A 24,565-nucleotide genomic window follows, 5' to 3' on the forward strand; every position below is an offset into this window, starting at 1 on the left:
CGAATCTGCCGCACTGCCCGCCGACGGTGCCACCTGGGACAGCGGTGGCCCTTCCCTGCGCGACGCCATGATGGGTGTCTGGCACAGGGGTTTTCGCCGACCGATGTCCAGAGAACCGCGCGCGGCGACCGCCGCCCGTCAGCAAACTCCGTGAATATCGCAGCTTTGCGCTCGCCAGCAGCGGCGCGATTCGCTAGGTTGATGGCCGCGACGGCCACCAGGGGTTTTGGCGGAATCGCACAGGGCTCGGCCCGGTGCTTCGCCCCCTCCCACAGGAAACGGCCGACAGGAACCTTTAGGCATCATGAGCGACAGTCCCGCGGCCCTCCCCAGCCGGTCCGCCCCGTTCGGCGCGGCTGACCCGACCGGGTGTGACCGCGAGCCGATCCATATCCCCGGCGCGATCCAGCCCTACGGCCTGCTGCTGGTGGCCGACACCGCCAGCCTGACCGTCGTCGCCGGCGCCGGCGCGCTGGAGCAGCGGCTGGCCGGCGAATGGCTGGGCCGCAACCTGTCCGAGTTGCTCGGGCAGGACCTGACGGCGCTGCTGGGCGAGGTGCAGCCCGGCCCCGGCGGCATCCTGCACGGCGCCCAGGTGCAGGGGGTGGGCGAACGCTTCGACCTGCATCTGCATCGCCTGAGCGGGCTGATCATGGCCGAGCTCGAGCCCGCCGCGCACAGCCCGATGTCGGCGGCGCAGACCCTGGTGGCGCTGAACAATGCCGGGCTGGCCTTCGACCGTACCGCCAACCTGCAGACGCTCTGCGACCACGCGGCGGTGGTGTTCCGCCAGATCACCGGCTTCGACCGGGTGCTGATCTACCGCTTCCTCGACGACGGCGCCGGCGCGGTGCTGGCCGAGGCGCGCGATCCGGCGCTGCCCTCCTTCCTGAACCACCGCTTCCCGGCCAGCGACGTGCCGGCCCAGGCGCGCCGGCTCTATATCCGCAACCTGGTCCGCGTCATCCCCGACATCCACTACAGCCCGGCGCCGCTGCGGCCGGCCGCCTTCGACCAGGCGCAGCCGGCGCTCGACATGAGCGATCTGGTGCTGCGCAGCGTCTCGCCGGTGCATCTGCAGTACATGCGCAACATGGGCGTCGACGCCTCGGCCTCGATCTCCATCGTCCAGGATGGCCGGCTGTGGGGCCTGGTCGCCTGCCACAACCGCACGCCGCGCGGCATGACCTACGAGGCGCGCGCCGCCTGCTCCACCCTGGCCAGCGGCCTGGCACGGCAGATCCGCGCCAAGGAGGAGGCGGAGGACTACCGCGACCGGCTGCGCATGCGCGGCGTCGAGGACAGCATCCTGGCGCGGCTGCAGGAGCAGGGCTTCGAGCCGGCGGCGCTGGCCGATGCGGCGGAGGAACTGCGCCAGACCATCCGCGCCGACGGCTTCGCCATCGTCAACGGCCATGTCGCGGCCCGCGCCGGCCAGGTGCCGCCGGAGGGCGCGCTGCTCGGCCTGGCCGACTGGGCGCGCCAGCGCGCGGTGGCGGAGCCCTTCCGCAGCCATGCCCTTTCCGCCGTGCTGCCGGCCGCCGCGGCCTATCGCGACCTCGGCAGCGGGCTGCTGGCCGCCCTGCCGCCGGGCGGCAGCGAGGTGCTGCTGCTCTGGTTCCGCGCCGAGAAGCTCGAGGTGGTGAACTGGGCCGGCAATCCGCACAAGGCGGTGCCGCTGGAGCCCGGCGCCACCCTCAATCCGCGCACCTCCTTCGAGGCCTGGAGCGAGACGGTGCGCGGCCAGTCCGAGCCCTGGAGCCTGGCCGACCTGGCCTCGGCCCGGCGGCTGGCCGCCGGCATCGCCACCGGCCGCCAGCAGGAGAAGCTGCGCCGGCTGAACCGCGAGCTGGACGCCGCCCTCGCCGACCGCGAGACCCTGCTGCGGCAGAAGGACTTCCTGATGAAGGAGGTCAACCACCGGGTGCAGAACAGCCTGCAGCTGGTCTCCTCCTATCTCGGCCTGCAGGCGCGCGATTCCGGCGACGAGCGGCTGGCCGACTATGTCGCCGAGGCGCAGCGCCGGCTGGCCGCCGTCTCGCTGGTGCATCGCCGGCTCTACCGCGACGAGCATCTGGAGACGATCGACCTCGGCCGCTACCTCGAGGAGCTCTGCGCCGACCTGCTGGTTTCGCTGGGCGAGGCGTGGAAGCAGCAGATGCGGCTCGACCTGGCGCCCATGCTGATCTCGGCCGATCGCGCCATCAGCCTGGGCCTGGTGGTCACCGAGCTGCTGATCAATGCCGGCAAGCATGCCTATGGCGGCGCCGCCGGCCCGCTCAGCCTGTCGCTGGAGCAGCATGGCGGCACCGCGCGGCTGGTGGTGGCCGACCGCGGCACCGGCAATTTCCGCCAGGGCCGCGGCTTCGGCAGCATGATGATGCGCGCCATGCTGGAGAAGCTGGAAGGCAGCATCGATTACGCCGACGGCGGCCCCGGCCTGCGCGCCTATGTGAGCCTGCCCGTGGAAGGCTGAGGCGCGGCCCGGCCGGCCGTTTTTTTGCGGCACTGCCGGCGTGGCGCGGCGCTTGGTGGCCGGCAAAGGGCTTTGCTAGCGTCTCCGGCGTGATCGGCGAAGGTGCCGGTGCGCCGGCTGGAGGGGCGCCAGGGCGCTTGCCCCATCGTGGCGGCCGCCAGGGCCAGCACGGTTCTTTCTCCTTGTTCCAGCGTGCGCCCGTCGCCGGCGCTTCCACGAGGCATCGATGGCCGTGCACACGCTTCCCCACCGCTTCGACGCCAGGCTGGTCCCCGGCGGCGCCTTCCCCGAGGCGGAGCAGGATGCCGCCTGGATGGCCCTGCTCGCCGCCTCGGAGCGCCTGGCCGCCGCCCGCAGCCTGGATGCCATCATCGCGATCCTGCGGGAGACGGCGCGGCAGATCACCGGCGCCATGGGCATCGCGGTCGTCATCCGCGAGGGGGACCACTGCTTCTACGCCGCCGAGGACGCCGCCCTGCCGCTCTGGGCGGGACAGCGCTTCGCGGCCGACAGCTGCATCTCCGGCTGGTCCATGGTGCACCGGCAGACGGTGCAGATCGCCGACGTCACCGGCGATCCGCGGCTGCCCCATGCGCTCTACGCGGCGGCCCGCGTGCATGCCCTGGTGATGGTGCCGATCGGCGTGCCGGAGCCTTTCGCGGCCCTCGGCGCCTATTGGCAGCGCGGGCAGCGGGTCGATCCGGGCGCGGCGCGGCGGCTGGAGGCGCTGGCCCGCTCCGCCGCCCTCGCCTTCGAGAATCTCCGCCTGCTGCAGGCCGCCCAGCACAGCGACCGGCTGCAGCGCATGGCGGTCGCCGCCGGCCGCCTGGGGGTCTGGACGCTGGACCTGCAGAGCGGCGAGCTGGCCAGCTCGGCGACCTGCCGGGAGAATTTCGGCCGCGACCCGGCTGCCGACTTCTCCTATGCCGCGCTGCGCGAGGCGATCCACCCCGAGGACCGCCCCCGGGTCGAGGCGGCCATCGCCGAAAGCCTCCGCGCCGGCAGCGACTACGACATCGAGTACCGGGTGCTGACCCCCGGCGGCGAGACGCGCTGGATCGGCATCCGCGGCCAGCCCGCCTATGCGGCGGATGGCGCCGCCGTCTCGCTCTCCGGCGTCTCGATCGACATCACCGCGCGCCGCCAGCTCGAGGCGCAACGCGAGGCGCTGGCGCGGCGGCTGGAAAGCCGCGCCCAGGCCACCACGGCCGAGCGCGACAACCTGTGGAATGCCAGCGAGGATTTGCTGGCCATCACCCGGCCGGACGGCACCCTGCTGCGCTGCAGCCCGGGCTGGGAGCGGCTGCTGGGCCTCGCCCCGGCGGCGCTGCAAGGTGCCGGCCTGGCCGGCCTGGCCCTGGCCGAGGATGCGCCCGTCCTGGAGGCGGCGCTGGCGCGGCTGCGGACGGAACACCAGCCGGTCCGCTGCGAGGCCCGGCTGGCCCATGCGGAGGGCGGTTCCCGCCGCTTCGCCTGGACGCTGGTGACGCTGCCGGGCGCGCCGGGGGACGAGGCGGCCGAGCCGCAGCGCTTCGCCGTCGGCCGCGACGTCACCGCCGAGCACACCGCCGCCGAGACCCGCCGGCATCTGGAGGAGCAGCTGCGGCAGAGCCAGAAGATGGAGGCGGTCGGCCAGCTGACCGGCGGGCTGGCGCATGACTTCAACAACCTGCTGACCGGCATCTCCGGCAATCTGGAGCTGCTGGCCCTGCGGGTGGAACAGGGCCAGGTCGACAATCTCGGCCGCTATCTCGACCGTGCCCGCACCGCCGCCACCCGCGCCGCGGCGCTGACCCACCGGCTGCTGGCCTTCTCCCGCCGGCAGACGCTGGATCCCCGGCCGACCGAGGTGAACCGCCTGGTGACCGACATGGCCGACCTGCTGTGCAACACCGCCGGCCCGGCGATCAGCCTCGACTGGCGGCTGGACCCGGCGCTGCGGCCGGTGCTGGTCGATCCCAGCCAGCTGGAGAACGCGCTGCTCAACCTCTGCATCAATGCCCGCGACGCCATGCCCGAGGGCGGGCAGATCGCCATTGCCACCTGCAACGCCGGCGAGGCGGTGGTGCTCGAGGTCGCCGATACCGGCAGCGGCATGACGCCCGAGGTGCTGGCCCGCGCCTTCGATCCCTTCTTCACCACCAAGCCGCTCGGCCAGGGCACGGGGCTCGGCCTGTCGATGATCTACGGCTTCGTCCGCCAGTCGGGTGGCGACATCCGCATCACCTCGAGCCCCGGCCAGGGCACGACGGTCCGGCTGGAGCTGCCCTGCCACCACCCGGCGCCGCCATCGCTGCCGCCGCCGGCGCCGCAAGAACCCTTGCACCAGACGGCGCCCGGTCGCACCATCCTGGTGGTCGACGACGAGGCGGTGGTGCGCGGCATGGTGGTCGAGGTGCTGCAGGAACAGGGCTGCCGACCGCTGGAGGCCGAGGACGGCGCCAGCGCGCTGGAGATCCTGCGCGGGCCGGCAGGGATCGACCTGCTGCTGACCGATGTCGGCCTGCCCGGCGGCATGAACGGCCGCCAGCTGGCGGATGCCGCGCGGCAGCTGCGCCCCGGGCTGAAGGTGCTGTTCATCACCGGCTATGCCGAGAATGCCGCGCTCGACGGCAGCCAGATCGAACCCGGCATGGAGGTGCTGACCAAGCCCTTCAGCGTCGAGCGGCTGGCCGGCCGCGTGCAGGCCCTGCTGGTTTGACCGCGCAGGGCCCGGCGCGCTGCCGCGGCCCTCTCGTTACGCGGAAGGAAATTCTTCGCCCCCGGGCAACCCGCGGGCGTCTCTGCGGCTTGGCTCGGCCATGACGGAAGGGTCGCAGCAGGATCCGGGCTGGCCTGCCATTCCGGGCGAGATGGCGACGCTGATCCGCGCGCAGGACTGGTCGCGGACGCCGCTGGGCCCGCTCTCCGCCTGGCCGCAGAGCCTGCGCACCGCGATCGACCTGCTGCTGGGCAGCGGCTTCCCCACCGCCCTGCAATGGGGCGCCGAGGGCTATCTCATCTACAATGATGCGGCGCGGCCGCTGCTGGGCGACAAGCATCCGCGCGCCCTCGCCCGGCCGGTCTTCGAGAGCCTGCCGGAAACCCGGGAGAGCTGGGCCCCGGTGCTGGCGGCGGTGCTCTCGGGCCGCACCATCACGCTGGAGGATCAGCCCTATCTGCTGAAGCGCGACGGCGCCGTCGAGCAGGCCTGGTTCACCCATTCCTGCAGCCCGCTGCGCGACGCGGCCGGCAGGGTGGTGGCGCTCTGGGCCGTCTATATCGAGACCACCACCCGGCTGCGCGCCGAATGGCGGCGCGACCAGGTCGAGGCCGCGCTGCGCGCCGGCGAGGAGCAGCAGGCCTTCCTGCTGCGGCTGTCCGATGCGCTGCGGCCGCTCGGCGATCCGAATGCGGTGCAGGCCACCGCCGCCCGGCTGCTCGGCGAGCATCTCGAGGCCAGCCGCGTGGTCTTCGTCGACATCCTCGACGAGCGCGAGGCGGAGATCCGCCTCGACTATGCCCGCGGCGTGCCCTCGCTGGCCGGGCGCTGGAAGGCCGATGTCTTCGGCGAGGCGGTGACGCGGCAGCTGCGGCAGAGCCAGCTGCTGGTGATCGACGATGCGCGGCACGATCCGCTGCTGCCCGAGGCCGGCCGCGCGCGCTTCGCCGCGCTGCAGATCGGCGCCACCATTGCCATGAGCCTGGTCAAGGAGGGCCGCTGGGTCGCCCTCTTCGCCGTGCAGAACGCGACGCCGCGGGTCTGGCGCCCGGCCGAGATCGCGCTGACCGAGGAGACCGCCGAGCGCATCTGGGCCGCGCTGGAGCAGGCCCGGGCCGAGCAGGCGCTGCGCCGGCGCGAGGCGGAGCTGGCGCGCATCCAGCGGATCGGCGGCATCGGCGGCTTCGACATCGACCTGCGCCAGGGGCTGGAAGGGCCGCATCTGGTCAGCGAGCATTCGCCGGAATACCGCGCCGTGCACGGGCTGGAGGCCGCCTGGCTGCAGGAGCATCACGACACCTGGCTGCGCCGTCTGCATCCCGAGGACCGCGAGCCCGCCACCGCGGCGCTGCGGGCGGCGCTGGCCGGCGACGGGCTGACCTACGAGAACGAGTACCGCATCGTCCGCCCCTCGGACGGCGCCTCGCGCTGGATCCTGGCCCGCGCCGATATCGAGCGCGACGCGGCCGGCCGCGCCATCCGGCTGATCGGCGCGCATATCGACGTGACGCGGCAGAAGCAGGCGGAAGCCGCGCGGCGCGAGAGCGAGGAGCGGCTGCGGCAGTTCGGCGAGGCCTCGTCCGACGTGCTCTGGATCCGCGACGCCGGCACGCTGCGGCTCGACTACCTGACGCCCGCTTTCGAGCGGATCTATGGCCTGCCGCGCGAGGGCGGCCTCGGCGAGCACGACTTCCAGGGCTGGGCCGCGACCATCCTGGAGGTCGACCGCAGCCGGGCGCTGTCGCATATCGCCCGCGTCCGCGGCGGCGAGGCGGTGACCTTCGAATACCGCATCTGCCGCCCCGACGGCGAGATCCGCTGGCTGCGCAACAGCGACTTCCCGATCCGCGACGGCACCGGCCGGGTGCGCTGGATCGGCGGCATCGGCAAGGACGTGACCGAGGAGAAGCGCGCCGCCGCCCGGCAGGAGGTGCTGGTGGCCGAACTGCAGCACCGCTCGCGCAACCTGCTGGCGGTGATCCGCGCCGTCGCCTGCAAGACGCTCGGCCGCAGCGGCTCGGTCGCCGCCTTCGACCAGCGGCTGGCGGCGCTCAGCCGGGCGCAGGGGCTGCTGAGCCGCTTCGGCAGCGACACCGTCGAGCTCGGCGCCCTGGTGCGCGCCGAGCTCGAGGCGCATGCCGAGCTGGAGCCGCCGCGCATCGACATCCAGGGCCCCGAGGTCAGCCTCTCGGTCGAGCAGGTGCAGACCTTCGCCCTCGCCCTGCACGAGCTGGCGACCAATGCGGTGAAATACGGCGCGCTGCGCGACGACCGGCCGGGGCAGCTGTCGGTGCGCTGGCAGGTCCATGCGGCGGGCGAGGAGCAGCGGCTGCCGCCGCCGCGGGTGCCGGGCCGGCCGTCGCGCCCGGTGCTGCGCTGGGTGCAGCTGGAATGGCGCGAGGTGGGCATCGTGCTGCCGGCCGCCGCGCCGGAGGACAGCCGGCCGCGCGGCTATGGCCGCGAGCTGATCGAGGAGGCGCTGCCCTATTCGCTGGGCGCCCGCACCGACTACGCGCTGCAGGCGGGCGGGCTGCGCTGCCGCATCGCCCTGCCGCTGCGCTGACCACGCCGCCTTCACCCCTGGCCCCGGGAGGTCCCATGTGCCCATCCGCCGCGCCGCTTGCCGGCTTCCGCCTGCTGGTCGTCGAGGATGACTACCACATCGCCTCCGAGCTCGGCCTGGTGCTCGGGCAGGCCGGGGCCGTGGTGATCGGCCCGCATCCGGATGCGGAGAGCGCCCTCGCCGCGCTGGCCCGGGAGCGGCCGGATGGCGCCGTGCTGGACATCCACCTGGGCCCGGGCATCACCGCCTATCCGGTGGCCGACCGGCTGGAGCAGATGGGCGTCCCCTACCTCTTCGCGACCGGCAATGTGCTGCGGCCGCAGGACCCGATGCTGCGCGGCCGGCCCTATCTGGAGAAGCCGGTCTCCGACCGCCTGCTGGTGCGCAGCCTGGCGCAGCTGCTGGCGGCGGGGGAGGCGGTGCCGCCCGGCCGCTGAAAGCCCTGGCGCCGCTGGCCTCGGCCGGGTGACGCGGGAGGCCGTCGCCGATCCCTCGGGCGGTCAGCCGCCACCGCCGGCCGGGTCCGCCAGCACGCCGGCGACCGCCCCCGCCGGCGGCGGCCCTCCCCCGGCGGCGCGCTGCAGCGGCAGCTCCAGCTGGCAGAGCAGCCCGCCTTCCGCCCAGTCCAGGGCCAGGGCGCCGCCGAGCTGGCCGCGCAGCGTCGCCTCCATCACCCGCGCGCCGAAGCCGCGCCGCGCCGGCGGCCCCGGCAGGCGTGGGCCGCCATGCTCCTGCCAGCGCAGGTGCAGCCGCCGCTCGGTGCTGTCGTCGACGCTCCAGGCGATCGCCACCTCGCCCTGCGGCACCGACAGGGCGCCGTGCTTGGTGGCATTGGTCGCCAGCTCGTGCATCGCCATGGCCAGCGGCTGCGCCGCGGCCGCCGGCAGCAGCACCGCCGGCCCCGCCAGCCGCAGCGCCTGGGCGCGGCCGGCCAGGAAGGGCTCGATCTCGCCGCGCAGCAGGGCGGCGAGATCGGCGCCTGCCCAGCGATCCTCGGCCAGCAGCGTCTGGGCCCGCGCCAGCGCCGCCACCCGCCCCTCCACCGCGCGGCGGTAGAGCGGCAGGGTCTCGGCCCGGGTCAGCCGCAGCGCCGCCTGCACCACCGCCAGCGCGTTCTTGGCGCGGTGGTCGACCTCCCGCGTCAGCAGCGCCTGGCGCTCCTCGGCCAGCTTCCGCTCGGTGCAGTCCTGCGCCACGCCGGCGATGCGGCAGGGCCGGCCCGCGGCGTCGCGCTCGGCCACCGCCCCATGCGAGCTGATCCAGATCCAGGCGGAGCCGGCCATCCCCTGCTGGATTTCGCCCGGCTCGCCTTCCGCCCCGCAAGACGCCGCCCCGCAGGCCGCCGCCCCGCCCACCGCCGCACCGGGGCGGCGCACCCGGAACTCGGCGCGGAACTCCTCGCGCTCGTCGCGGGCCAGGGCCTCGAAGCCGGCCTGCACCGCGGCGCGGTCCTCGGGATGGATCGGCGCCAGCCATTCGGCCAGGTCGAAGCCCTCCGCTGCCACCTGGGGCAGCGCCTCGGCCAGCGGGCCGGCGCGGCGGCCGCGGCCGGCGGCGAGGTCGAATTCCCAGGTGCCGAGCCGCCCGGCCTGCAGCGCCAGCCGCAGCCGCGCCTCGCTCTGCCGCAGCGCCGCCTCGGCCGCCTTGCGGTCGGTGATGTCGACATGCGCGCCATAGGTGATGCCGCGCCCGCCGAGCTGCAGCCCATGCACCCGCACCAGCACGTCGCGCACCCGCCCGGCGCGGTCGCGATGCTGCGCCTCGAACTGCTGCACGCCGGGGCGGAGCGTGAAGCCGCGGGCATGGGCGCGGATCGCCTCCGGCTCGCGGCGGGTGTCGATGTCGCCGATGCGCAGCCGCAGGAATTCCTCCCGCGTGTAGCCGTAGCTCTCGCAGGCATTCTCGTTGACGTCGAGCACGGCATGGGTCGCCGTGTCGATGATGATGATGGCGAAGGGGCAGGCGTCGAACAGGGTGCGGTAGCGCTGCTCGCTCTCCTGCAGCGCCGCCTCCATCCGGGCCCGGCGCAGCGCCGCGGCCAGCCGCGCGGCGAATTCGGCCGCCAGCGCCAGCTCGCGCCGCCGCCAGGCGCGCGGCGCCGGCGCCTCGGCCAGCAGCAGCCCGGACAGCCGGCCATCCTCCAGCCGCGGTGCCGCCAGGAGCGCGGGCGCCCCGTCGGGCAGCCGCGCATCCGCCGCCTCGCCGGACAGCGCCAGCGGCTGGCCCTCGGCCACCGCCGCCAGCAGCGCCGGCGGCAGGGCGGGCGGCGCGACCGGCCCTGCCGGGCTCCAGCCGGCGGCGAGGCCCTCCGGCGTCAGCTCGGTGAAGGAGACCCGCGCCAGGCCCAGCGCCTCGCCCAACATAGCGGCCGCCGCCGCCATGGCCTCGGTGCCGCCCAGCCCCTGCAGCCGCTTCTCCAGCCGCAGCAGCAGGGCGTGGCCGGGCGGCGCCGGCTCCGGCGCGGCGGCCAGCAGCCGCAGTGCCGCCTCCAGCACCGCCTCGGCATCGGCATAGCCGCCCGCCGCCAGACGCGCCTGGACCAGGGCGTCCAGCGCCGGGGGAAGCCGCAGCGGGCTGCTGGGGGGGGATGACATGGGCGGAATCGACCGAACGGCGTGGCCTCTGTCAAATGCGGGGATCAGCCGGGCGCGACAAGAGCCGGCGCGCCCGGACCTCCGCCGCGCCGGGCTACTGTCCCGGTGCCCCCGCCTCGCCGAGATCGAAGAACACCCCCGCCATCATCGCCAGCGCCTGCCGGGTCAGCGGCACCAGGATATGCTCGTCCGGCGCGTGCTGCGAGCAGGCGGCATAGGAATGCGGGATCCAGACCGTCGGCAGGCCGAGGATCTCGGCGAAGACGTGGTTGGGCAGGGTGCCGCCGATATTGGGCAGGATGGCGGGCGCCTGGCCGGTGGTGCGCTGGATGGACTCCGCCGCCCAGACCACCCAGGGGCTCTCCGGGTCCAGGCGCGTCGCCGGCGACGGGTCCTGGCGGCGGCTGATCACCTGGATGTCGCCGAAGCCGCGGGCGGCCAGGTGCTCCTGGATCGCCGGCACGATGCGGGTCGGGTCGGTGCCGACGACGAAGCGCAGCTGCACCACCGCCATCGCCGAGGGCGGCACGGCATTGACCGGCGCGGCCGGGTTGCCGGCGCCCATCGCCAGCACCTCCAGCGTGTTCCAGGCGAAGAGCCGCTCGGCCGGGGACAGGCCGGGCTCGCCCCAGCCGGCATCGATCTCGGGGTCGGAGGAGCCGCCGCCGATGGTGATGTCGGCCAGCGCCGCGCGCACCGAATTGCCGATGCCGCGCGGGCGCAGCTCCTCGACCAGCAGCCGGCCCTGGGCATCGACCAGGCTGGCAATGGCGCTGGACAGGATGGTGGCCGGGTTGCGGATGACGCCGCCCCAGTTGCCCGAGTGGAAGCCGCGTTGCCGGGCATCGAGGCGCAGCTCGACATTGAAGGCGCCGCGCGAGCCGAGGAAGATGGTCGGCCGCTCGGCCGAGAGGCGCGGCCCGTCGGAGGCGATCAGCACATCGGCTGAGAGCCTGTCGCGCTGCTGCTCGCAGAAGGCGGCGAGGCCGGGGGAGCCGGTCTCCTCGCCCATTTCCAGCAGCAGCTTGACGTTGAAGCCGAGCTTGCCACCGCGGCCGGCGATGACCTGCTCGAGCGCGGCCAGGTTGATGCTGTGCTGGCCCTTGTTGTCGGCGGTGCCGCGGCCGTACCAGCGGTCGCCTTCCTCGGTGATGCGCCAGGGCGCCAGGCCCTCGCGCCATTCGGCATCCTGGCCGCGCACCGTGTCGCCATGGCCATAGACCAGCACGGTGGGCCGGGCTGGGTCCTCCAGGCGGGAGGCGATCAGGAAGGGCGCCTGGTCGGGCGAGGGGTTCGGCAGGATCTCGGAGGAAAAGCCCATGGCCGCGAGGGCGGGCACCATCTCCTCCTGGAGATAGGCCAGCAGCACCGGCGCGCGCTCGGGATTCTGGCTTTCGGTGGGATAGGCCACCCGGCGCTCGAGCAGGGCGCGGAAGGCGCCATTGTTCATCAGCCCGGCGGCCGCGGCCACCACGTCGTCACGTTGCATCACTCGGTCCATCCCCTCAGTAAGCCGCGGCCCAGCCATCCCGCCGGGGATCGCTGCCCGCCATGCGCACGCCGTTCTCCAGCACGCGGATGCATTCGATGCTGCACGGGCCTTCGAGCGGCGGCACGAATTTCAGCTGATGCCCGCGCGCCTTCAGCCCTTCCACCGTCGCGGCCGGAAAGCCCTCTTCCAGCGTCAGCGCCTCGTTGCCGCCATGCGGCCAGTTGGCTTCCTGGCCGGGCTGGCTGCTGCTCCAGCGCGGCGCCTCGGCGACCAGCTGCGGGTCGAGGCCGAGATCGACCAGGCTGACCACGGTCTGCAGGTTGATCTGCACCTGGTTGTCGGCGCCCGGCGTGCCGAGCACCGCCCAGACCTTGCCGTCCTTCAGGATCATCGGCGCGTTCATGGTGTGGCGCACCCGCTTGCCGGGGACCATCGCATTGGGATGCGCCGGGTCCAGGTGCCAGGTGGTCAGGCGGTTGTTCAGCAGGATGCCGGTCTCCGGCGCCTGCACGCCCGAGCCGAAGGGGCTGTTCAGGCTCTGGATCGCCGAGACGGCGTTTCCTTCCTCGTCGACCACGCAGAAATAGGTGGTGTTGCCGTCATTGGGCATTGCGTGGCGCAGCGGGATGCTGGCGGCGCGCTGCGGGTCGATCCGGGCCGCCAGCGTCGCCGCGTAACCGTCCGACAGCAGGCGGTCGAGCGGCAACGGGTTCGCCTCGGGGTCGCTGGCATGGCGCTCGCGGTCGAGGAAGGCGAGCTTCTTCGCCTCGACCAGGATGTGCAGCAGTTCGGCCGAGCCTTCCGTCATCCCGGCCAGGTCGAAGCGCTCGACGATCTTCAGCTCCTGCAGCAGCACGAAGCCCATCGAGTTGGGCGGCGACTGGCGGATCTCGTAGCCGCGATAGGCAATGCTGATCGGCGCGCTGGCGTCGCCGACCGTCGCGGCCAGGTCCGCGGCGGTGGTGATGGCGCCGACGGCGGCGAGATCGGCCGCCAGCCGGGCGGCCAGGGCGCCGCGATAGAAGGCGTCGACGCCGCCCTCGGCCACCGCCTCCAGCGTCGCGGCCAGGCGCGGCTGGGTGATCAGCGTGCCGAGCGCCGGCACATCGCCATCGCGCAGATAGGTGGCGGCGCTGTTGGCATCGGCGCGCAGCCGGCCGAGCGCGGCCCTGGCGAAGCGGCGGTAGCTATGGGTGGCGGCGAAGCCGTCGCGGGCCAGCGCGATCGCCGGCTGCACCACCGCGGCCCAGGGCAGCCGGCCATGGGCGCGCTGCATCGCATGGATGCCGGCCAGGCACCCCGGCGTCGAGACGGCGCCCGGCCCGGCCTCGGCCAGCCCCTCGGGATAGCGGTCGGCGGTGGCCGCCGCCGGCGCCGCGCCGGAGCCGTTGTAGCAATGGCCCGGACCAGGATCGCCGGCGATGAAGACGGTCGAAAAGCCGTCGCCGCCGAGGCCGGACATGTGCGGCTCGGCGACGCCCAGCGCCAGGCTGATGGCGGCGGCGGCATCGGCGGCATTGCCGCCCTGGCGCAGCATGGCCATGCCGGCCGCGGTCGCCTCCGGATGGTTGGTGGCGATGGCGGCGCGGCGGCCCATGATCAGGGGGCGCCAGGCGCGACGGTCGGGGTTCATGGGCGGGGTTCCAGGCCAGCGGGTGTCGCTGTCCTACGCCCAGCCCGGCAGCAGGGCAAACCGCCGGCGCGGACCCGGTACGGTTAGGCCTTCAGCGGCCGCTGGCGCATCTGCTCGGCCTGCAGCTGGCAGTGGTGGCGATGCGCCAGGGCCTGGTGCAGCGCCTCCGCCTTGGCCTCGAACCGTGCCGCCTGGGCGGGGCCGTCGCGGCCGGCGCTGAGGGCGAATTTGGCGCGCGCATAGTCCTTCATCATCTGCTGCACCGCGCCATCCCATTTCTGGACGCAGGACAAGGCTTCCTGCGCGGAGGCAGGCGGGTGGGGACAGGAGCAGAGCTTGGACGCCACGGCCAGTTCCTGGCAAGGTGACGAGCCTGCCAACAGCTTCCCGCCGGACTGCGGGATGTCGGCAGGCTTAACCTTCGCCGTCCGGACGGGTTGCGCCCGTATCGCCGTTTTTTTGCGGATTATCGCAGCCGGCCGGCCCCCCGGCCAGAGCCGGACCAGGGCCGCCGTTCCGGCCGGCAAGAAACAGCGGCGGATAGCCCCGGCCGGTGCTCCTCGGCGCCTCCACCCCCCGCATCCCCCGCTTGCCTCAGGCGAAATATATAGAATTTTTCATTAAGTACGGCTCATGTTTCTCAAGGAATTACGCCGTATTTTCTTGTAATGTCCAATCGAATACTGAATTGACAACACACCTTCTCGTGAGATCCTGCTCGACAGGAATGATAGAGCTTTGCCGTTACATGGGCAGGTCTATGCTGTTCCTCGCTTTCCCCCTTTCGGGGCCATCCGGCCTTCTCCCTGACCGCAGGATGTCCCCCCGCCTGCAAAGGACAGCCATATGCCTGTCGTCCTGGTCCCCAGCGCCTTGCGCCAATATACCGGGCAGCAAGCCCGGGTATCGGTGCCCGGCCAGACCATCGCCGCCATCCTGGACAGCCTGACGGCCGAGACGCCGGAGATGCGCCGCCATCTCTTCGCCGCCGGCACGCTGCGCCATTTCGTCGTGGTCTCGAAGAACGGCCAGGACATCCGCCTGCTGCAGGGGCTGGCCACGCCGGTCGCCGGCACGGACGAGATCCGCATCCTGGCCAGCATCGCGGGCGGGTAAGGCGCGATGCCCGATACCCTGCCCCCGCTGAGCGCCGCCGAGCTGCGCCGCTTCGGCCGCCATCTGGTGATGCCTGAATTCGGCCAGGCGGCGCAGCGCCGGCTGAAGGCCGGCAGCGTGCTGCTGGTCGGCTGCGGCGGCCTGGGCAGCCCGGCCGCGCTCTATCTCGCCGCCGCCGGCGTCGGCCGCATCGGCCTGGTCGATCCCGACCATGTCGAGGAGACCAATCTGCAGCGGCAGATCGCGCATGGCCATGCGACGCTGGGCCGGCCGAAGACCGAGAGCGCCGCCGCCCGCATGCGCGACCTCAATCCGGAGATCGCCATCGAGCGGCACGACGTCTTCCTGACCGAGGAGAATGCGCTGGATCTCGTCGGCGCCTATGACATCGTCATCGACGGCACCGACAACTTCCCGACGCGCTACCTGGTCAATGATGCCTGCGTGCGGCTGGGCAAGCCCAATGTCTTCGGCGGCGTGCTGCGCTTCGACGGCCAGCTCAGCGTCTTCGATGCGCGCTCCGGCCCCTGCTACCGCTGCCTCTTCCCGGCGCCGCCGCCGCTGGAGCTGGCGCCGAACTGCGCCGAGGCCGGCGTGCTGGGCGTGCTGCCCGGCATCATCGGCACGCTGCAGGCGACCGAGGCCATCAAGCTGCTGACCGGCATCGGTACGCCGATGATCGGCCGGATGCTGATCTATGACGGCCTGACGCTCAGCTTCGACAGCATCGACCTGGCCAAGGACCCGGCCTGCCCCTGCTGCAGCCTGCCGCGCGAGGCGATCGTGCTGCGCAGCGAGCGGATGGTCTGCGCCGCCCCGCCCCCGGGCCGCAGCATGACCGCCGCGGCGCTGGAAGCCGGCCTCGCCGCTGGCCAGTCGTTCCGGCTGTGCGACGTGCGCAACCCGGCCGAATGGGCGGATGGCGTCATCCCCGGCGCGCATCTGCTGACGCAGCCGGCGATCGAGGCGGCGCTGCGCGGGCACCCGCCCGGCGCGCCGCTGCCGGAGCCCTTCGCCGGGCATGACACCGTGGTGGTCTATTGCCAGGCCGGGCTGCGCAGCGCCGCGGTGATCCGCGCGCTGGTCGCCGCCGGGCACGATCCGGACCGGCTGGTGAACCTGGAGGGCGGCTTCGGCGCCTGGCACGGCCCGCGCGCCGCGGCCTGCCCTGCCACCGGATAGCCTCCGCCGCCGCCCTGGCTCTGCCCTGCCTGGCTCTGCCCTGCCTGGCTCTGCCCTGCCTGGCCCTGCCCTGCCTGGCCCTGCCCTGCCTGGCCCTGCCCTGCCTGGCCCTGCCCTGCCTGGCCCCTCGTCGACGCCTTCTCCAGAATCCCCGATCAGGGAACCTTTTGCCATGCCCCCTGCCAGCAGCGCCCTGCTGATCCGCCGCCTCGCCGAACTCTGCCCCCCCGGCACGCCCGCTCCCCTGCCGCCCGGCACACTGGCCGCGCTGCAGGCCACCACCGCCGCGCTGGTCGAGGCCGTGCAGGCCGAGGGCCGGCTGCAGGAGGATCCGCTGGCGCTCGCCCTGTCGCGCAGCGTCACGCTGCAGACGGAGGCGGTGGCGCGGCGGCTGCGCGGGCGGCGCGTGCTGGTGACCGGCGGCTCGGGCTGCGTCGGCACCCGGCTGCGGCAGCTGATCGCCGGTTTCCAGCCGGCCGCCCTGGTCAACCTCGACCGCGTGCCGCACCAGGGCGAGGGCCTCTGGGCGCGCGGCGACATCCGCAGCCCTGACGATCTGGCGGAAATCTTCTCCGCCCACCGGCCGGAGGTGGTCTTCCACCTGGCCAGCATCCGCGAGCCCGGCATGGCGGAACGCATCGTCCGCGAGGCGGTCGAGACCAATGTCTTCGGCACGCGCAACGTCCTCGAGGCCTGCCGCCGCGCCGGCGTGGCGCAGGCGGTCTATTCCTCGACCGGCAAGTGCTATGCCTACCTGACCGATCACGTCTACACGGCGACCAAGAAGCTGGCCGAGGCGCAGTGGATGGCCGCCGCCCGCGAGGCGGGGCCGACGCTCTTCGCCATGACGCGCTTCACCCATGTGCTGGAGAATGGCGTCGTCGCGCGCGAGATCACCGGGGGCATCGCCGCCGGGCTGGTCGGGCTGCACGGGCCGGACCGGCATTTCAACGTGCAGAACCTGCGCCAGGCGACGCATCTGCTGCTGAACGCGCTGGCGCTCGCCGGCGAGCAGGCGCCCGACAGCTTCTGGAGCGCGGCCGATCTGGGCTGGCCGGTCAACACGCTGGAGCTCGCCCTGCACCAGATCGCCGCCAGCGGCCGGCCGGTGGGGCTGCGCTTCCTCGGCGTCCCCTGCGGCTATGACGAAAGCTTCTTCCGCGGCCAGTTCGACTGGAGCGAGCGGTACGATTACCACCCGCTGGTCAATGCGCTGGAGGCGCCGACGCAGTTCGCCGATCGCAGCGGCACCATGATCGGCGCGCGCGTCGCAGCCTGCCCGCCGGCGGCGCTGCAGGCCGCGCTCGGCCGGCTGGGCGAAGCGCTGGCCGCGACGCGGGAGGACCCGCTGGCCAAGCGCGCGCTGCTGCAGGCGGTGCGCGAGGTCGCCGCGGCGAGCCTGGCCGGCTTCTGCCCGCACCGGCTGCTGGAGATCCTCTGGTGGGGCGCGGCGCCGGAATGGGCCGGCGACAGCGCGCAGATGCAGCGCTTCCGGCCGATCATGACGCTCTTCGCCGAGGCGCTGCTGCCGGCCCTGGAGGCCGCGCCACTCCCGCCGGAGGCGGCGCTGCAGGCGCGCATGGCCGAGCTGGCCGGCAGCCTCGCCGCCATTTCCGGCATGGAGGCGCTGGCCGGCCGCTTCGCCGCCGCGCGGCGCGCCCTGCAGGCCGCCTAGAGGTCCGCTCCGCGCATATCTCGCGCCCCTCCGGCGGCGGTGGCGACCCCCCTCTGTCCCGGCGCATCGCTGCACCGCGGGGCGATTCGGTACGGCGCGGCATGCCAATTCTGGCAGCGGCCCTGCCCTGCCGCCGCGGCGTGACCGGCGCTCGCGCAAACTTCAGGAGGTGCATTGTGCTGCAGCGCAGCACGCGGCGCTCAAATCCTGCAGGATTCATTACTCCGGGCGTAAATATTTATACTACCTGCGCCCGGTTTTGACGGTGGTTTACCTCTCGGGTTAACCAAAAAATCCTTTGTTTTCAATTGACAGTCTTCGGCTCTTCGCAAGTATTATTGCCGCGCCGGTCTGGCTTCCCCCGAAGCCCGGGCGGCGTTCGACGGCTCTGCCTCTGATCGGGAGCTCAGCGTATGACGGAAGCCAGCCTGGCCGCTCAAACCTCGCCCATCCGGGGCGAGGGCCATTTCCCCTTGGCAGGGATGTCCGCCCCCGCGGCATCCAAGGCGGCCAGGCCGCGCTCCTGGCAGCATGCCGGGAAGCGCGGTCTCGATATCCTGCTGGCCTCTGGCCTGCTGCTGGCGCTGCTGCCGGTGATGCTGGTCATCACCCTGCTGGTGCTGAGCGACGGCAAGGGCGCCTTCTTCAGCCATCGGCGCGTCGGGCGCCACGGCCGCAGCTTTGGCTGCCTGAAGTTCCGCAGCATGGTGCCCGATGCCGAGGCGGCGCTGGCCCGGCTGCTGGCCGAGGATGCCGAGGCGGCCGAGCTGTGGCGCACCAGCCGCAAGTTGAAGCGCGACCCGCGCATCACCCGCATCGGCCGCGTGCTGCGCGCCACCTCACTCGACGAGCTGCCGCAGCTGTTCAACGTGCTGCGCGGCGAGATGAGCCTGGTCGGCCCCCGCCCCGTGGTGCAGGCGGAACTGACCGAGCATTACGGCCCGCATGCCTCGCATTACCTGGCCGTGCGGCCGGGCATCACCGGCCTGTGGCAGATCAGCGGCCGCAGCGACACCAGCTATGCCGAGCGCATCGCCCTCGACGTCCGCTATGTCGAGCGCTTCTCGCTGTGGTTCGACCTGGTGATCCTGGCCAAGACGGTGCCCGCCGTGCTGGTCCGCCGCGGCGCCTGCTGAGGCGCGCCCGCCGCCCTTCCCCGGCCCGGACCATGACCACCGTTTCCGCCCTTCCCGTCCCGCCCGCCCCGGATTGCCGCGGCCCCCGCGCTGTGAAATTCTCGCAGCCCGTGCAGCCTTGCCCCGCGCCGCGCGCGGTGGCGGGGCATGGGACAGGAACCGCCGCGTGCCCGACCGCGCCCCCTCTCGCCTGGCCCGCTGGCTGCGGCGCCGCCGCCCGCCCGCCGGGCCCGCTGCCCGCGCGGCGCCGGAGCCGGAAGGCCTGCCAGGCGGCCGGGGTCCGGCCTTCGGCATCCTGCTCGGCCTCGTCCTGGCGCTGCTGCTGTGGGGCCTGCTCGCCGCGGTGCTGCTGCGCTGACGCGCCTGCCGAATCGCCGGTGCCGGACCGGCCTGCCCTTGCCACCGATCCGCGGCACGACCGGCCCCAGACGATAAATCGCAGCGCCACGGCACCGGTCCCGGCCGTGGCAGAGGGCGATCATGCGAGCGCCGTCGCGCATCACGTGCAAGACGGCTTGCGCGTGACGCAAATCTGGCGTGCCGCACGCCGCCCCGGGCGGGAAAATCGCAAGATTGGTTTCATGCCAAGCAAACTGTGCGAAATCAACGAAGAAGGCTGGCCGCGCGGCGAGCTGCGCCGTATCTTTCTCGCAATGACGACGCGCACGCCCCTTCGCCGCCGCCCTGGCCTCCGCTCCATGCCGCACCGCCTGGCCTGGATCGCCGGTCTTCCTGCCCTGTTGCTCGGCGCCGCCGAGGGCAGCGCCCAATCCTCCTTCTCGCCCGAGGCCACGGCGCGCGGCGTGACGGTGATGACGCGGCAGCGGCCGGATTACGATCCGGCGGGCATCCGCGCCGGCAATGTCCGGCTCGATGCCGCGCTCGAGGGCGGCGTCGGCTATGACAGCAACCTGGTGCCCGGCATCAGCAACCAGCGTTCCGGCGCCTTCGCCGAGGAGACGCTGAGCCTCGGCGCGCAGACCACCTGGACGCGCCATGCCCTCGGCCTCTCGGCCAGCCAGGCGACCCGGCAGTATTTCCAGGACAGCGACCTCAACTGGAACGACTGGAGCGTCGGCGGCGGCGGCCGCTACGACATCGGCCGCGCCTCCAACATCCGGCTGCGCTACGACCATGTCCGCAGCCATATCGACGTCGACAATTACGACCTGCAGGACGGCAACAGCGGCCGCGTGCCGGTGCCGGTCGATACCGACATCGTCCAGCTCGCCGGCACCGCCGCCTTCAACCGGCTGGAGCTTGGCAGTTCGGTCGAGTATCGCCGCATCCGCTACCAGGACGTGACGGTCAACGGCCAGCGGGACACCGTCTCGAGCAACGACTACAGCACGGTGCTGGGCGAGTTCACCGCCGATTACAGCCTGCTGCCCGGCCGCTCGGTGATCGGCCTGGTCCGGCTGCAGGACATCACCTACGAGCGCAGCGAGCAGCGCGGCCGCGACAGCTTCACCTGGGAGGCGCAGGGCGGTGTCCGCTACGACGCCAACGGGCTGGTGCGCGTCCGCCTGCTGGTCGGCTACCGCAACCGCGACTACGACGAGCCGGGGCTGAAGTCGCTCTCCGGCCCCGCCTTCGAGGGCGAGGTCAGCTGGGCGGTGACGCAGCTGACCACGCTGACCTTCACGGCGCAGCGCAGCATCGAGGAATCGATCCGCGAGAGCAGCGTCAGCTACACCCGCACCGCGGCGCGGGCGCGGGTCGATCACGAGCTGCTGCGCAACGTCATCCTCAGCGGCGAGGTCCGCGCCGAGCGCCGCAAGTATCCGCAGGAGGGCGGCACGGTCAGCGACGGCATCGCGCTGGCCGAGGCGCGCTACCTGATCAACCGCAACCTGGCGCTGGTCGCCACCTACCAGCACACCGAGCGGCTGGAGGCGCCGGAAGGCATCCGCGAATACGGCCGCGACCAGGTGATGCTGCGGCTGCGCATGGCGCTCTAGCGCCACCTCCGGGGGCGCGGCCGCGAGGCCGCGCCGCCCGCCACGACAAGAATTGCCGGGAGGGCGGGTCCGTGCAGGCGCTGCGCGGTGCTGACGGCGCTCGTCCTCCTGGCCGCGGCCGCGGCCCCCTGCCGCGCGCCCTTCGTTCCCCCCGGGCCGCGCGCCGCCAAGGCGCCAGGTCCCCGACGCCAGGAGCCACCATGAGCACCCTTCCCCACCATCCGCTCCCCCGTCTCGCGCAGCGTGCCCGGAAGCTGGCGACCGCCGCCCTCGCCGGCGTGACGCTGACCCTGCTGGCCGCCTGCGGCACGCCGGGCGCCGACCTGGCGCCGCTGCCCGCCCGCGCGCCCGCCGCCTACCAGCTCGGCGTCGGCGACCAGCTGCGCGTCACCGTCTTCAACGACCCGCGGCTGACCGGTGAGTTCCGCATTACCGACACCGGCAACATCGCCCTGCCGCTGGTCGGCGCCATCCCCGCCGTCGGCCGCAGCACCACCGAGCTCGAGCGCTCGGTCGAGGCGGCGCTGAAGGCGCGCAACCTGTTCAACGACCCGGCCGTCGCCATCGAGGTCGCCGAGTACCGCCCGGTCTTCGTCCTCGGCATGGTCGAGCGCGGCGGCCAGACCCCCTACCAGCCGGGCATGAGCGTGCTCTCGGCGGTGGCGATCTCCGGCGGCTTCAACTACCGCGCCGTCACCGACCGCGTCTCGATCACCCGCATCGATGCCGATGGCAAGGCGCGCGAGTATCTCGGCGACCGCCAGTCGCTGCTGCTGCCGGGCGACGTGGTCAATGTCTATGAGCGGGGCCTGTAAGCAGCGGCGGGCGGCGCGCCGGGTCCTCGGCGCCGCCATCGCCCTGTCTGTCACCGGGGGGGCCGCGGCGGCGACGCCGCTGCCCTCGCCGGGCGCGCTCTGCCGCGCCGCCGTGCAGGCGGCCGAGCGCGAGGCCGGCCTGCCGCCGCAGCTGCTGGCGGCCATCGCCCTGGTCGAGAGCGCCCGCCCCGACCCGGGCACCGGCCGCCCCGCCCCCTGGCCCTGGACGATCAATGCCGAGGGCGCCGGGCAGTATTTCGACAACCAGCCGGCCGCGGTGGCCGCGGCGCGCGAGCTGCAGGCACGCGGCGTGCGGCTGATCGATGTCGGCTGCCTGCAGGTCAACCTGCACCACCACCCGACCGCCTTCGGCAGCCTGGAGGCCGCCTTCGACCCGATGGCCAATGCGCGCTACGCCGCCGCCTTCCTGCGCCGGCTGCAGGCGGTCTCGGGCGACTGGGTGACGGCGGCGGGACTTTATCACTCCGGCACCGCCGAGCGCGCCGAGGCCTATCGCCTGCGCGTGCTGGCCGCCTGGCCGGCCGGCGGCGGGCCGGCCCTGGCGCAGCGCCGCCGCCTCCTGCCGCTGCCGCCGCTCGACCCGATGGCGGCGCAGCGCGAGGCGCTGGCCCAGGCCTGGCAGGGGCTGCGGCCCGTGGCCGCGCCGCCCGGGCGCGGCGCCGCGGCGACGCGGCCGGTCGAGGCCATGGCCTCGGCCTGGGGCAGCAGCCAGGCCGGGCTGCGTCCCGCCCTGGCGCTGCAGCCGGCCGCCACGCCGCTGCTCCGCCGCTAGAACCCGCACGACAGAAGAAACCCCGGGCGCCGCGAGGCGCCCGAGGTTTCTTCTGTGCGGTTCTTCGTGTCGAGGCCGCTGCGCCCGGGGGCGCAGCGGCGGGTCATGGGCTCAGTTGGTGGGGGCGGGCAGCCGCGGCAGCGCCCGGCCGCCACCGCTGCGGGCATAGCCGGCATAGTAGCTCAGCGGATCCAGCTTGCCCGGGCTGACGCGGGTCAGCACGGTGGCGGCGCGGCTGCGCACCTCCTCCGGCAGGCGGCGGATCGCCTCGGCCACCATGTCGGCCGGGGTGCGCTCCCAGGCGACGGCCATCAGCACCACGTCGCATTGCGGCGACAGCAGCACGGCATCGGCCACCCGCATGATCGGCGGGCTGTCCAGGATCACCAGCTGGTAGTCCTGGCGGGCGCGCTCCAGCAGGCTGCGGAAGGCCGGCGCCTCCAGCAGCTGCTGCGGGTTGGCCGCGCTGCGGTCGGAGAGCAGGCAGTGCAGCCCCGAGCGCTCGTCGACATGCACGGCGTCGTCGAGGTCGATATTGCCGGCCAGCACCGCCTCGATGCTGCTGTGCCAGCGGTTGTGGCCCAGCGTGTCGGCGATCTTCGGCCGGCGCATGTCGGTCTCGAGCAGCAGCACCTTCATGCCGTCGGCGGCGCAGAGCCGGGCCAGCGCCACCGCCAGCGTCGTCTTGCCGTCGCCGACCGAGGGCGAGGTGATCAGCACGGTATTGGCCAGCCCGTCCGGATTGACCCGGCGCAGGTTGAGCCGCAGCGCGCGCAGCGTCTCGGCGATATGCGAATCGCCCTTGTCGAGCACCAGGTTCGGCATGCCGTTGCGGCGGCCGCTGCCGAGGCGCGGCAGGCTGCCCACGGTCTGCACGCCGGTGATCATGGCGAGCTCGCCGGCGCCGGTGACGGTGCGGCGGCGGCTGTTGCGCAGCACGATGACGGCGGCGGCCAGCAGCAGGCCGACCAGCGCGCTGAAGGCGGCGATCACGCCGTTCGACGGGCCGATCGGGCGGAACGGCACGGCGGCCGGCGAGATCACCCGGGCCATCGGGAACTGCGCGGTGGACAGGCGGGTCTGCTCGGTGCGCACCAGGAAGGACTGGTAGACGGTGCGGCGGGCCTCGGCGTCACGGGTTAGCTGGGCCAGCGTCACGCCGGCCTCGGCGCCGCCGCGAGCGGCGTTGCGCGAGGTCTCCAGCGCGGCCTGCGCATTCTGCAGCCGGGTGCGCGCCGCCTCGACATCGCCGCGCAGCGCGCCGCCCAGGCGGGCAACCTCGGCGCCGATCTCGGCGCGCAGGCCGCGCAGCTCGGATTCCACCGCGACGCGGTCGGGATGGTTGGCGCCGAGCTGGCGGGTCAGCGGCGCGGCGCGCTGCACCAGCTCCGCCTCGCGCGTCCGCAGCGACTGCAGCACCGGGGAGGCCATCGCCTCCGAGGTGGCGCCACGGCTGCCGGTGCGGGTCGAATTCTCCAGCGCCGCCATGGCCCGCGTCAGGTCCTGGCGGGCCAGGGCGACGCGGGTCTGCTCCTCGGTCAGCTGCACCGTGCTGGTGGTGCCGGCCGAGGTCTCCAGCAGGCCGGAGGCACGGCGGAAGGCCTGGATGCGCTGGTCGGCCGCCTCGACCTCCTCGCGCAGCGCGGCCAGCCGCTCGGTCAGCCAGACATTGGCCTGGCCGGTGGCGTCGCGCTTCGCCGCGATGTCGCTGGCGATGTAGCGGTCCATCAGCGTGTTGACGACGCCGGCGGCAATGACCGGCGCGGTGGAGACGAAGCGCACGGCGACGACATTGCTGTTGTCGGTGGTGCGGATGTCGAGATGCTGCTGCATCGCCTCGACCTGCAGCTGCGCCGGGTCGAGGGTGACGGGCGCGGGCGCCGGCGGCGCGGTGTCGACCGGCATGCCGAGGCGGGCGCGCGCCAGGTCGATCCAGCCGCGCACCCGGTCCATCGCCAGGCGCGGCAGCTGGCCGAGCAGGCCGGGCTCCTCGGCGGGCAGGATCGGCGTGCGCTGCGCCACCTCCTCGGCCAGGCGGCGCGAGCGCAGCACATCGGCCTCGGTGCGGATCCGCTGGTTCGGCGGCGCCTGGGCCGGCACGAACTGGTTCAGCTCCGGGATCGGCGCCTGCGGCGCGTCGAAGAGCAGCAGCCCTTCCGCGACATAGCGGCCAGGGGTCGCCTTGGCCGCCAGGAAGCCGAAGGCCCCGGCGGTGAAGGCGACCAGCAGCAGCAGCAACTTGCGCCGCCAGAACAGCGCCAGGATCTCGGTCAACGGCATCTCACTTCACCTTGCCTCGCAAAACTCTGCGGCTGCGCGGCGCCGGGGCCCCGCATGGTCGAGGGGGCCGCACGCGGCGCGGCAATCCGCCCCAGGGGCAGCATACCGGGGAGCGGTCGAGAACAAGAACAATATTATTTCTCGCCAC

17 protein-coding genes are annotated in these 24,565 nt (G+C 73.4%); 12 read left to right on the forward strand and 5 right to left on the reverse strand.

Going from position 1 to position 24,565, the window contains the following annotated elements; translation table 11 throughout:
* Positions 1-304: 304 nt before the first annotated feature.
* From WFI16_RS15835 to WFI16_RS15850, 4 genes are all read left to right on the forward strand, one after another.
* Positions 305-2,476 carry a histidine kinase dimerization/phosphoacceptor domain -containing protein gene (locus WFI16_RS15835; RefSeq protein WP_419898796.1) on the forward strand — a complete coding sequence of 724 codons (2,172 nt, stop codon included), beginning with the start codon at positions 305-307 and terminating at the stop codon, positions 2,474-2,476.
* A 232-nt stretch (positions 2,477-2,708) separates the two neighbouring features.
* Complete coding sequence (locus WFI16_RS15840) at positions 2,709-5,177, forward strand: PAS domain-containing protein (RefSeq protein ID WP_419898797.1); 2,469 nt, start codon at positions 2,709-2,711, stop codon at positions 5,175-5,177.
* A gap of 100 nt (positions 5,178-5,277) precedes the next feature.
* Positions 5,278-7,740: a PAS domain-containing protein gene (locus WFI16_RS15845; RefSeq protein ID WP_419898798.1), complete on the forward strand. Its 2,463-nt coding sequence runs from the start codon at positions 5,278-5,280 to the stop codon at positions 7,738-7,740.
* A 35-nt stretch (positions 7,741-7,775) separates the two neighbouring features.
* Complete coding sequence (locus WFI16_RS15850) at positions 7,776-8,177, forward strand: response regulator (protein ID WP_419898799.1); 402 nt, start codon at positions 7,776-7,778, stop codon at positions 8,175-8,177.
* A 63-nt stretch (positions 8,178-8,240) separates the two neighbouring features.
* On the opposite strand, the gene WFI16_RS15855 is transcribed toward WFI16_RS15850, so the two are convergent.
* The 4 genes from WFI16_RS15855 to WFI16_RS15870 form a co-directional block, all read right to left on the reverse strand.
* The gene (locus WFI16_RS15855) at positions 8,241-10,334 is read right to left on the reverse strand and encodes a PAS domain S-box protein (protein ID WP_419898800.1); all 2,094 of its coding nucleotides are present in this window, start codon (positions 10,332-10,334) and stop codon (positions 8,241-8,243) included.
* A 94-nt stretch (positions 10,335-10,428) separates the two neighbouring features.
* Positions 10,429-11,823: a M20 family metallopeptidase gene (locus WFI16_RS15860; RefSeq protein ID WP_419898801.1), complete on the reverse strand. Its 1,395-nt coding sequence runs from the start codon at positions 11,821-11,823 to the stop codon at positions 10,429-10,431.
* 16 nt (positions 11,824-11,839) lie between these two features.
* Entirely contained in the window at positions 11,840-13,459 is a 1,620-nt protein-coding gene (ggt, locus tag WFI16_RS15865) for a gamma-glutamyltransferase (protein ID WP_419898802.1), read from the reverse strand.
* Positions 13,460-13,542: 83 nt separating this feature from the next.
* Positions 13,543-13,806 (reverse strand): hypothetical protein, encoded by a 264-nt coding sequence (locus WFI16_RS15870; RefSeq protein WP_419898803.1) that lies wholly within the window; start codon positions 13,804-13,806, stop codon positions 13,543-13,545.
* Positions 13,807-14,305: 499 nt separating this feature from the next.
* Here WFI16_RS15870 and WFI16_RS15875 point away from each other — a divergent pair, with 499 nt between their 5' ends.
* The 8 genes from WFI16_RS15875 to WFI16_RS15910 all read left to right on the forward strand — a co-directional run bounded on the left by WFI16_RS15875 (position 14,306) and on the right by WFI16_RS15910 (position 22,137).
* Complete coding sequence (locus tag WFI16_RS15875) at positions 14,306-14,575, forward strand: MoaD/ThiS family protein (protein ID WP_419898804.1); 270 nt, start codon at positions 14,306-14,308, stop codon at positions 14,573-14,575.
* 6 nt (positions 14,576-14,581) lie between these two features.
* A complete protein-coding gene (moeB, locus tag WFI16_RS15880; protein ID WP_419898805.1) occupies positions 14,582-15,757 on the forward strand; it encodes a molybdopterin-synthase adenylyltransferase MoeB in 1,176 nt (391 codons plus the stop codon).
* A 172-nt stretch (positions 15,758-15,929) separates the two neighbouring features.
* A complete protein-coding gene (locus tag WFI16_RS15885; protein WP_419898806.1) occupies positions 15,930-17,432 on the forward strand; it encodes a polysaccharide biosynthesis protein in 1,503 nt (500 codons plus the stop codon).
* A gap of 482 nt (positions 17,433-17,914) precedes the next feature.
* Complete coding sequence (locus tag WFI16_RS15890; protein WP_419898807.1) at positions 17,915-18,568, forward strand: sugar transferase; 654 nt, start codon at positions 17,915-17,917, stop codon at positions 18,566-18,568.
* 166 nt (positions 18,569-18,734) lie between these two features.
* Positions 18,735-18,926: a hypothetical protein gene (locus WFI16_RS15895; protein ID WP_419898808.1), complete on the forward strand. Its 192-nt coding sequence runs from the start codon at positions 18,735-18,737 to the stop codon at positions 18,924-18,926.
* Positions 18,927-19,266: 340 nt separating this feature from the next.
* Complete coding sequence (locus WFI16_RS15900; RefSeq protein ID WP_419898809.1) at positions 19,267-20,529, forward strand: outer membrane beta-barrel protein; 1,263 nt, start codon at positions 19,267-19,269, stop codon at positions 20,527-20,529.
* A gap of 200 nt (positions 20,530-20,729) precedes the next feature.
* Entirely contained in the window at positions 20,730-21,344 is a 615-nt protein-coding gene (locus WFI16_RS15905) for a polysaccharide biosynthesis/export family protein (RefSeq protein ID WP_419898810.1), read from the forward strand.
* Positions 21,328-22,137 (forward strand): lytic transglycosylase domain-containing protein, encoded by an 810-nt coding sequence (locus WFI16_RS15910; RefSeq protein WP_419898811.1) that lies wholly within the window; start codon positions 21,328-21,330, stop codon positions 22,135-22,137. The genes WFI16_RS15905 and WFI16_RS15910 overlap by 17 nt, the downstream gene beginning before the upstream one ends.
* Positions 22,138-22,248: 111 nt before the next feature.
* Here the strand turns inward: WFI16_RS15910 and WFI16_RS15915 are convergent, their stop codons facing one another.
* The gene (locus WFI16_RS15915; RefSeq protein ID WP_419898812.1) at positions 22,249-24,417 is read right to left on the reverse strand and encodes a GumC family protein; all 2,169 of its coding nucleotides are present in this window, start codon (positions 24,415-24,417) and stop codon (positions 22,249-22,251) included.
* Positions 24,418-24,565 lie beyond the last annotated feature (148 nt).

The sequence above is a fragment of the Roseomonas sp. USHLN139 genome (genome assembly GCF_037145735.1).
GTDB lineage: Bacteria > Pseudomonadota > Alphaproteobacteria > Acetobacterales > Acetobacteraceae > Pseudoroseomonas.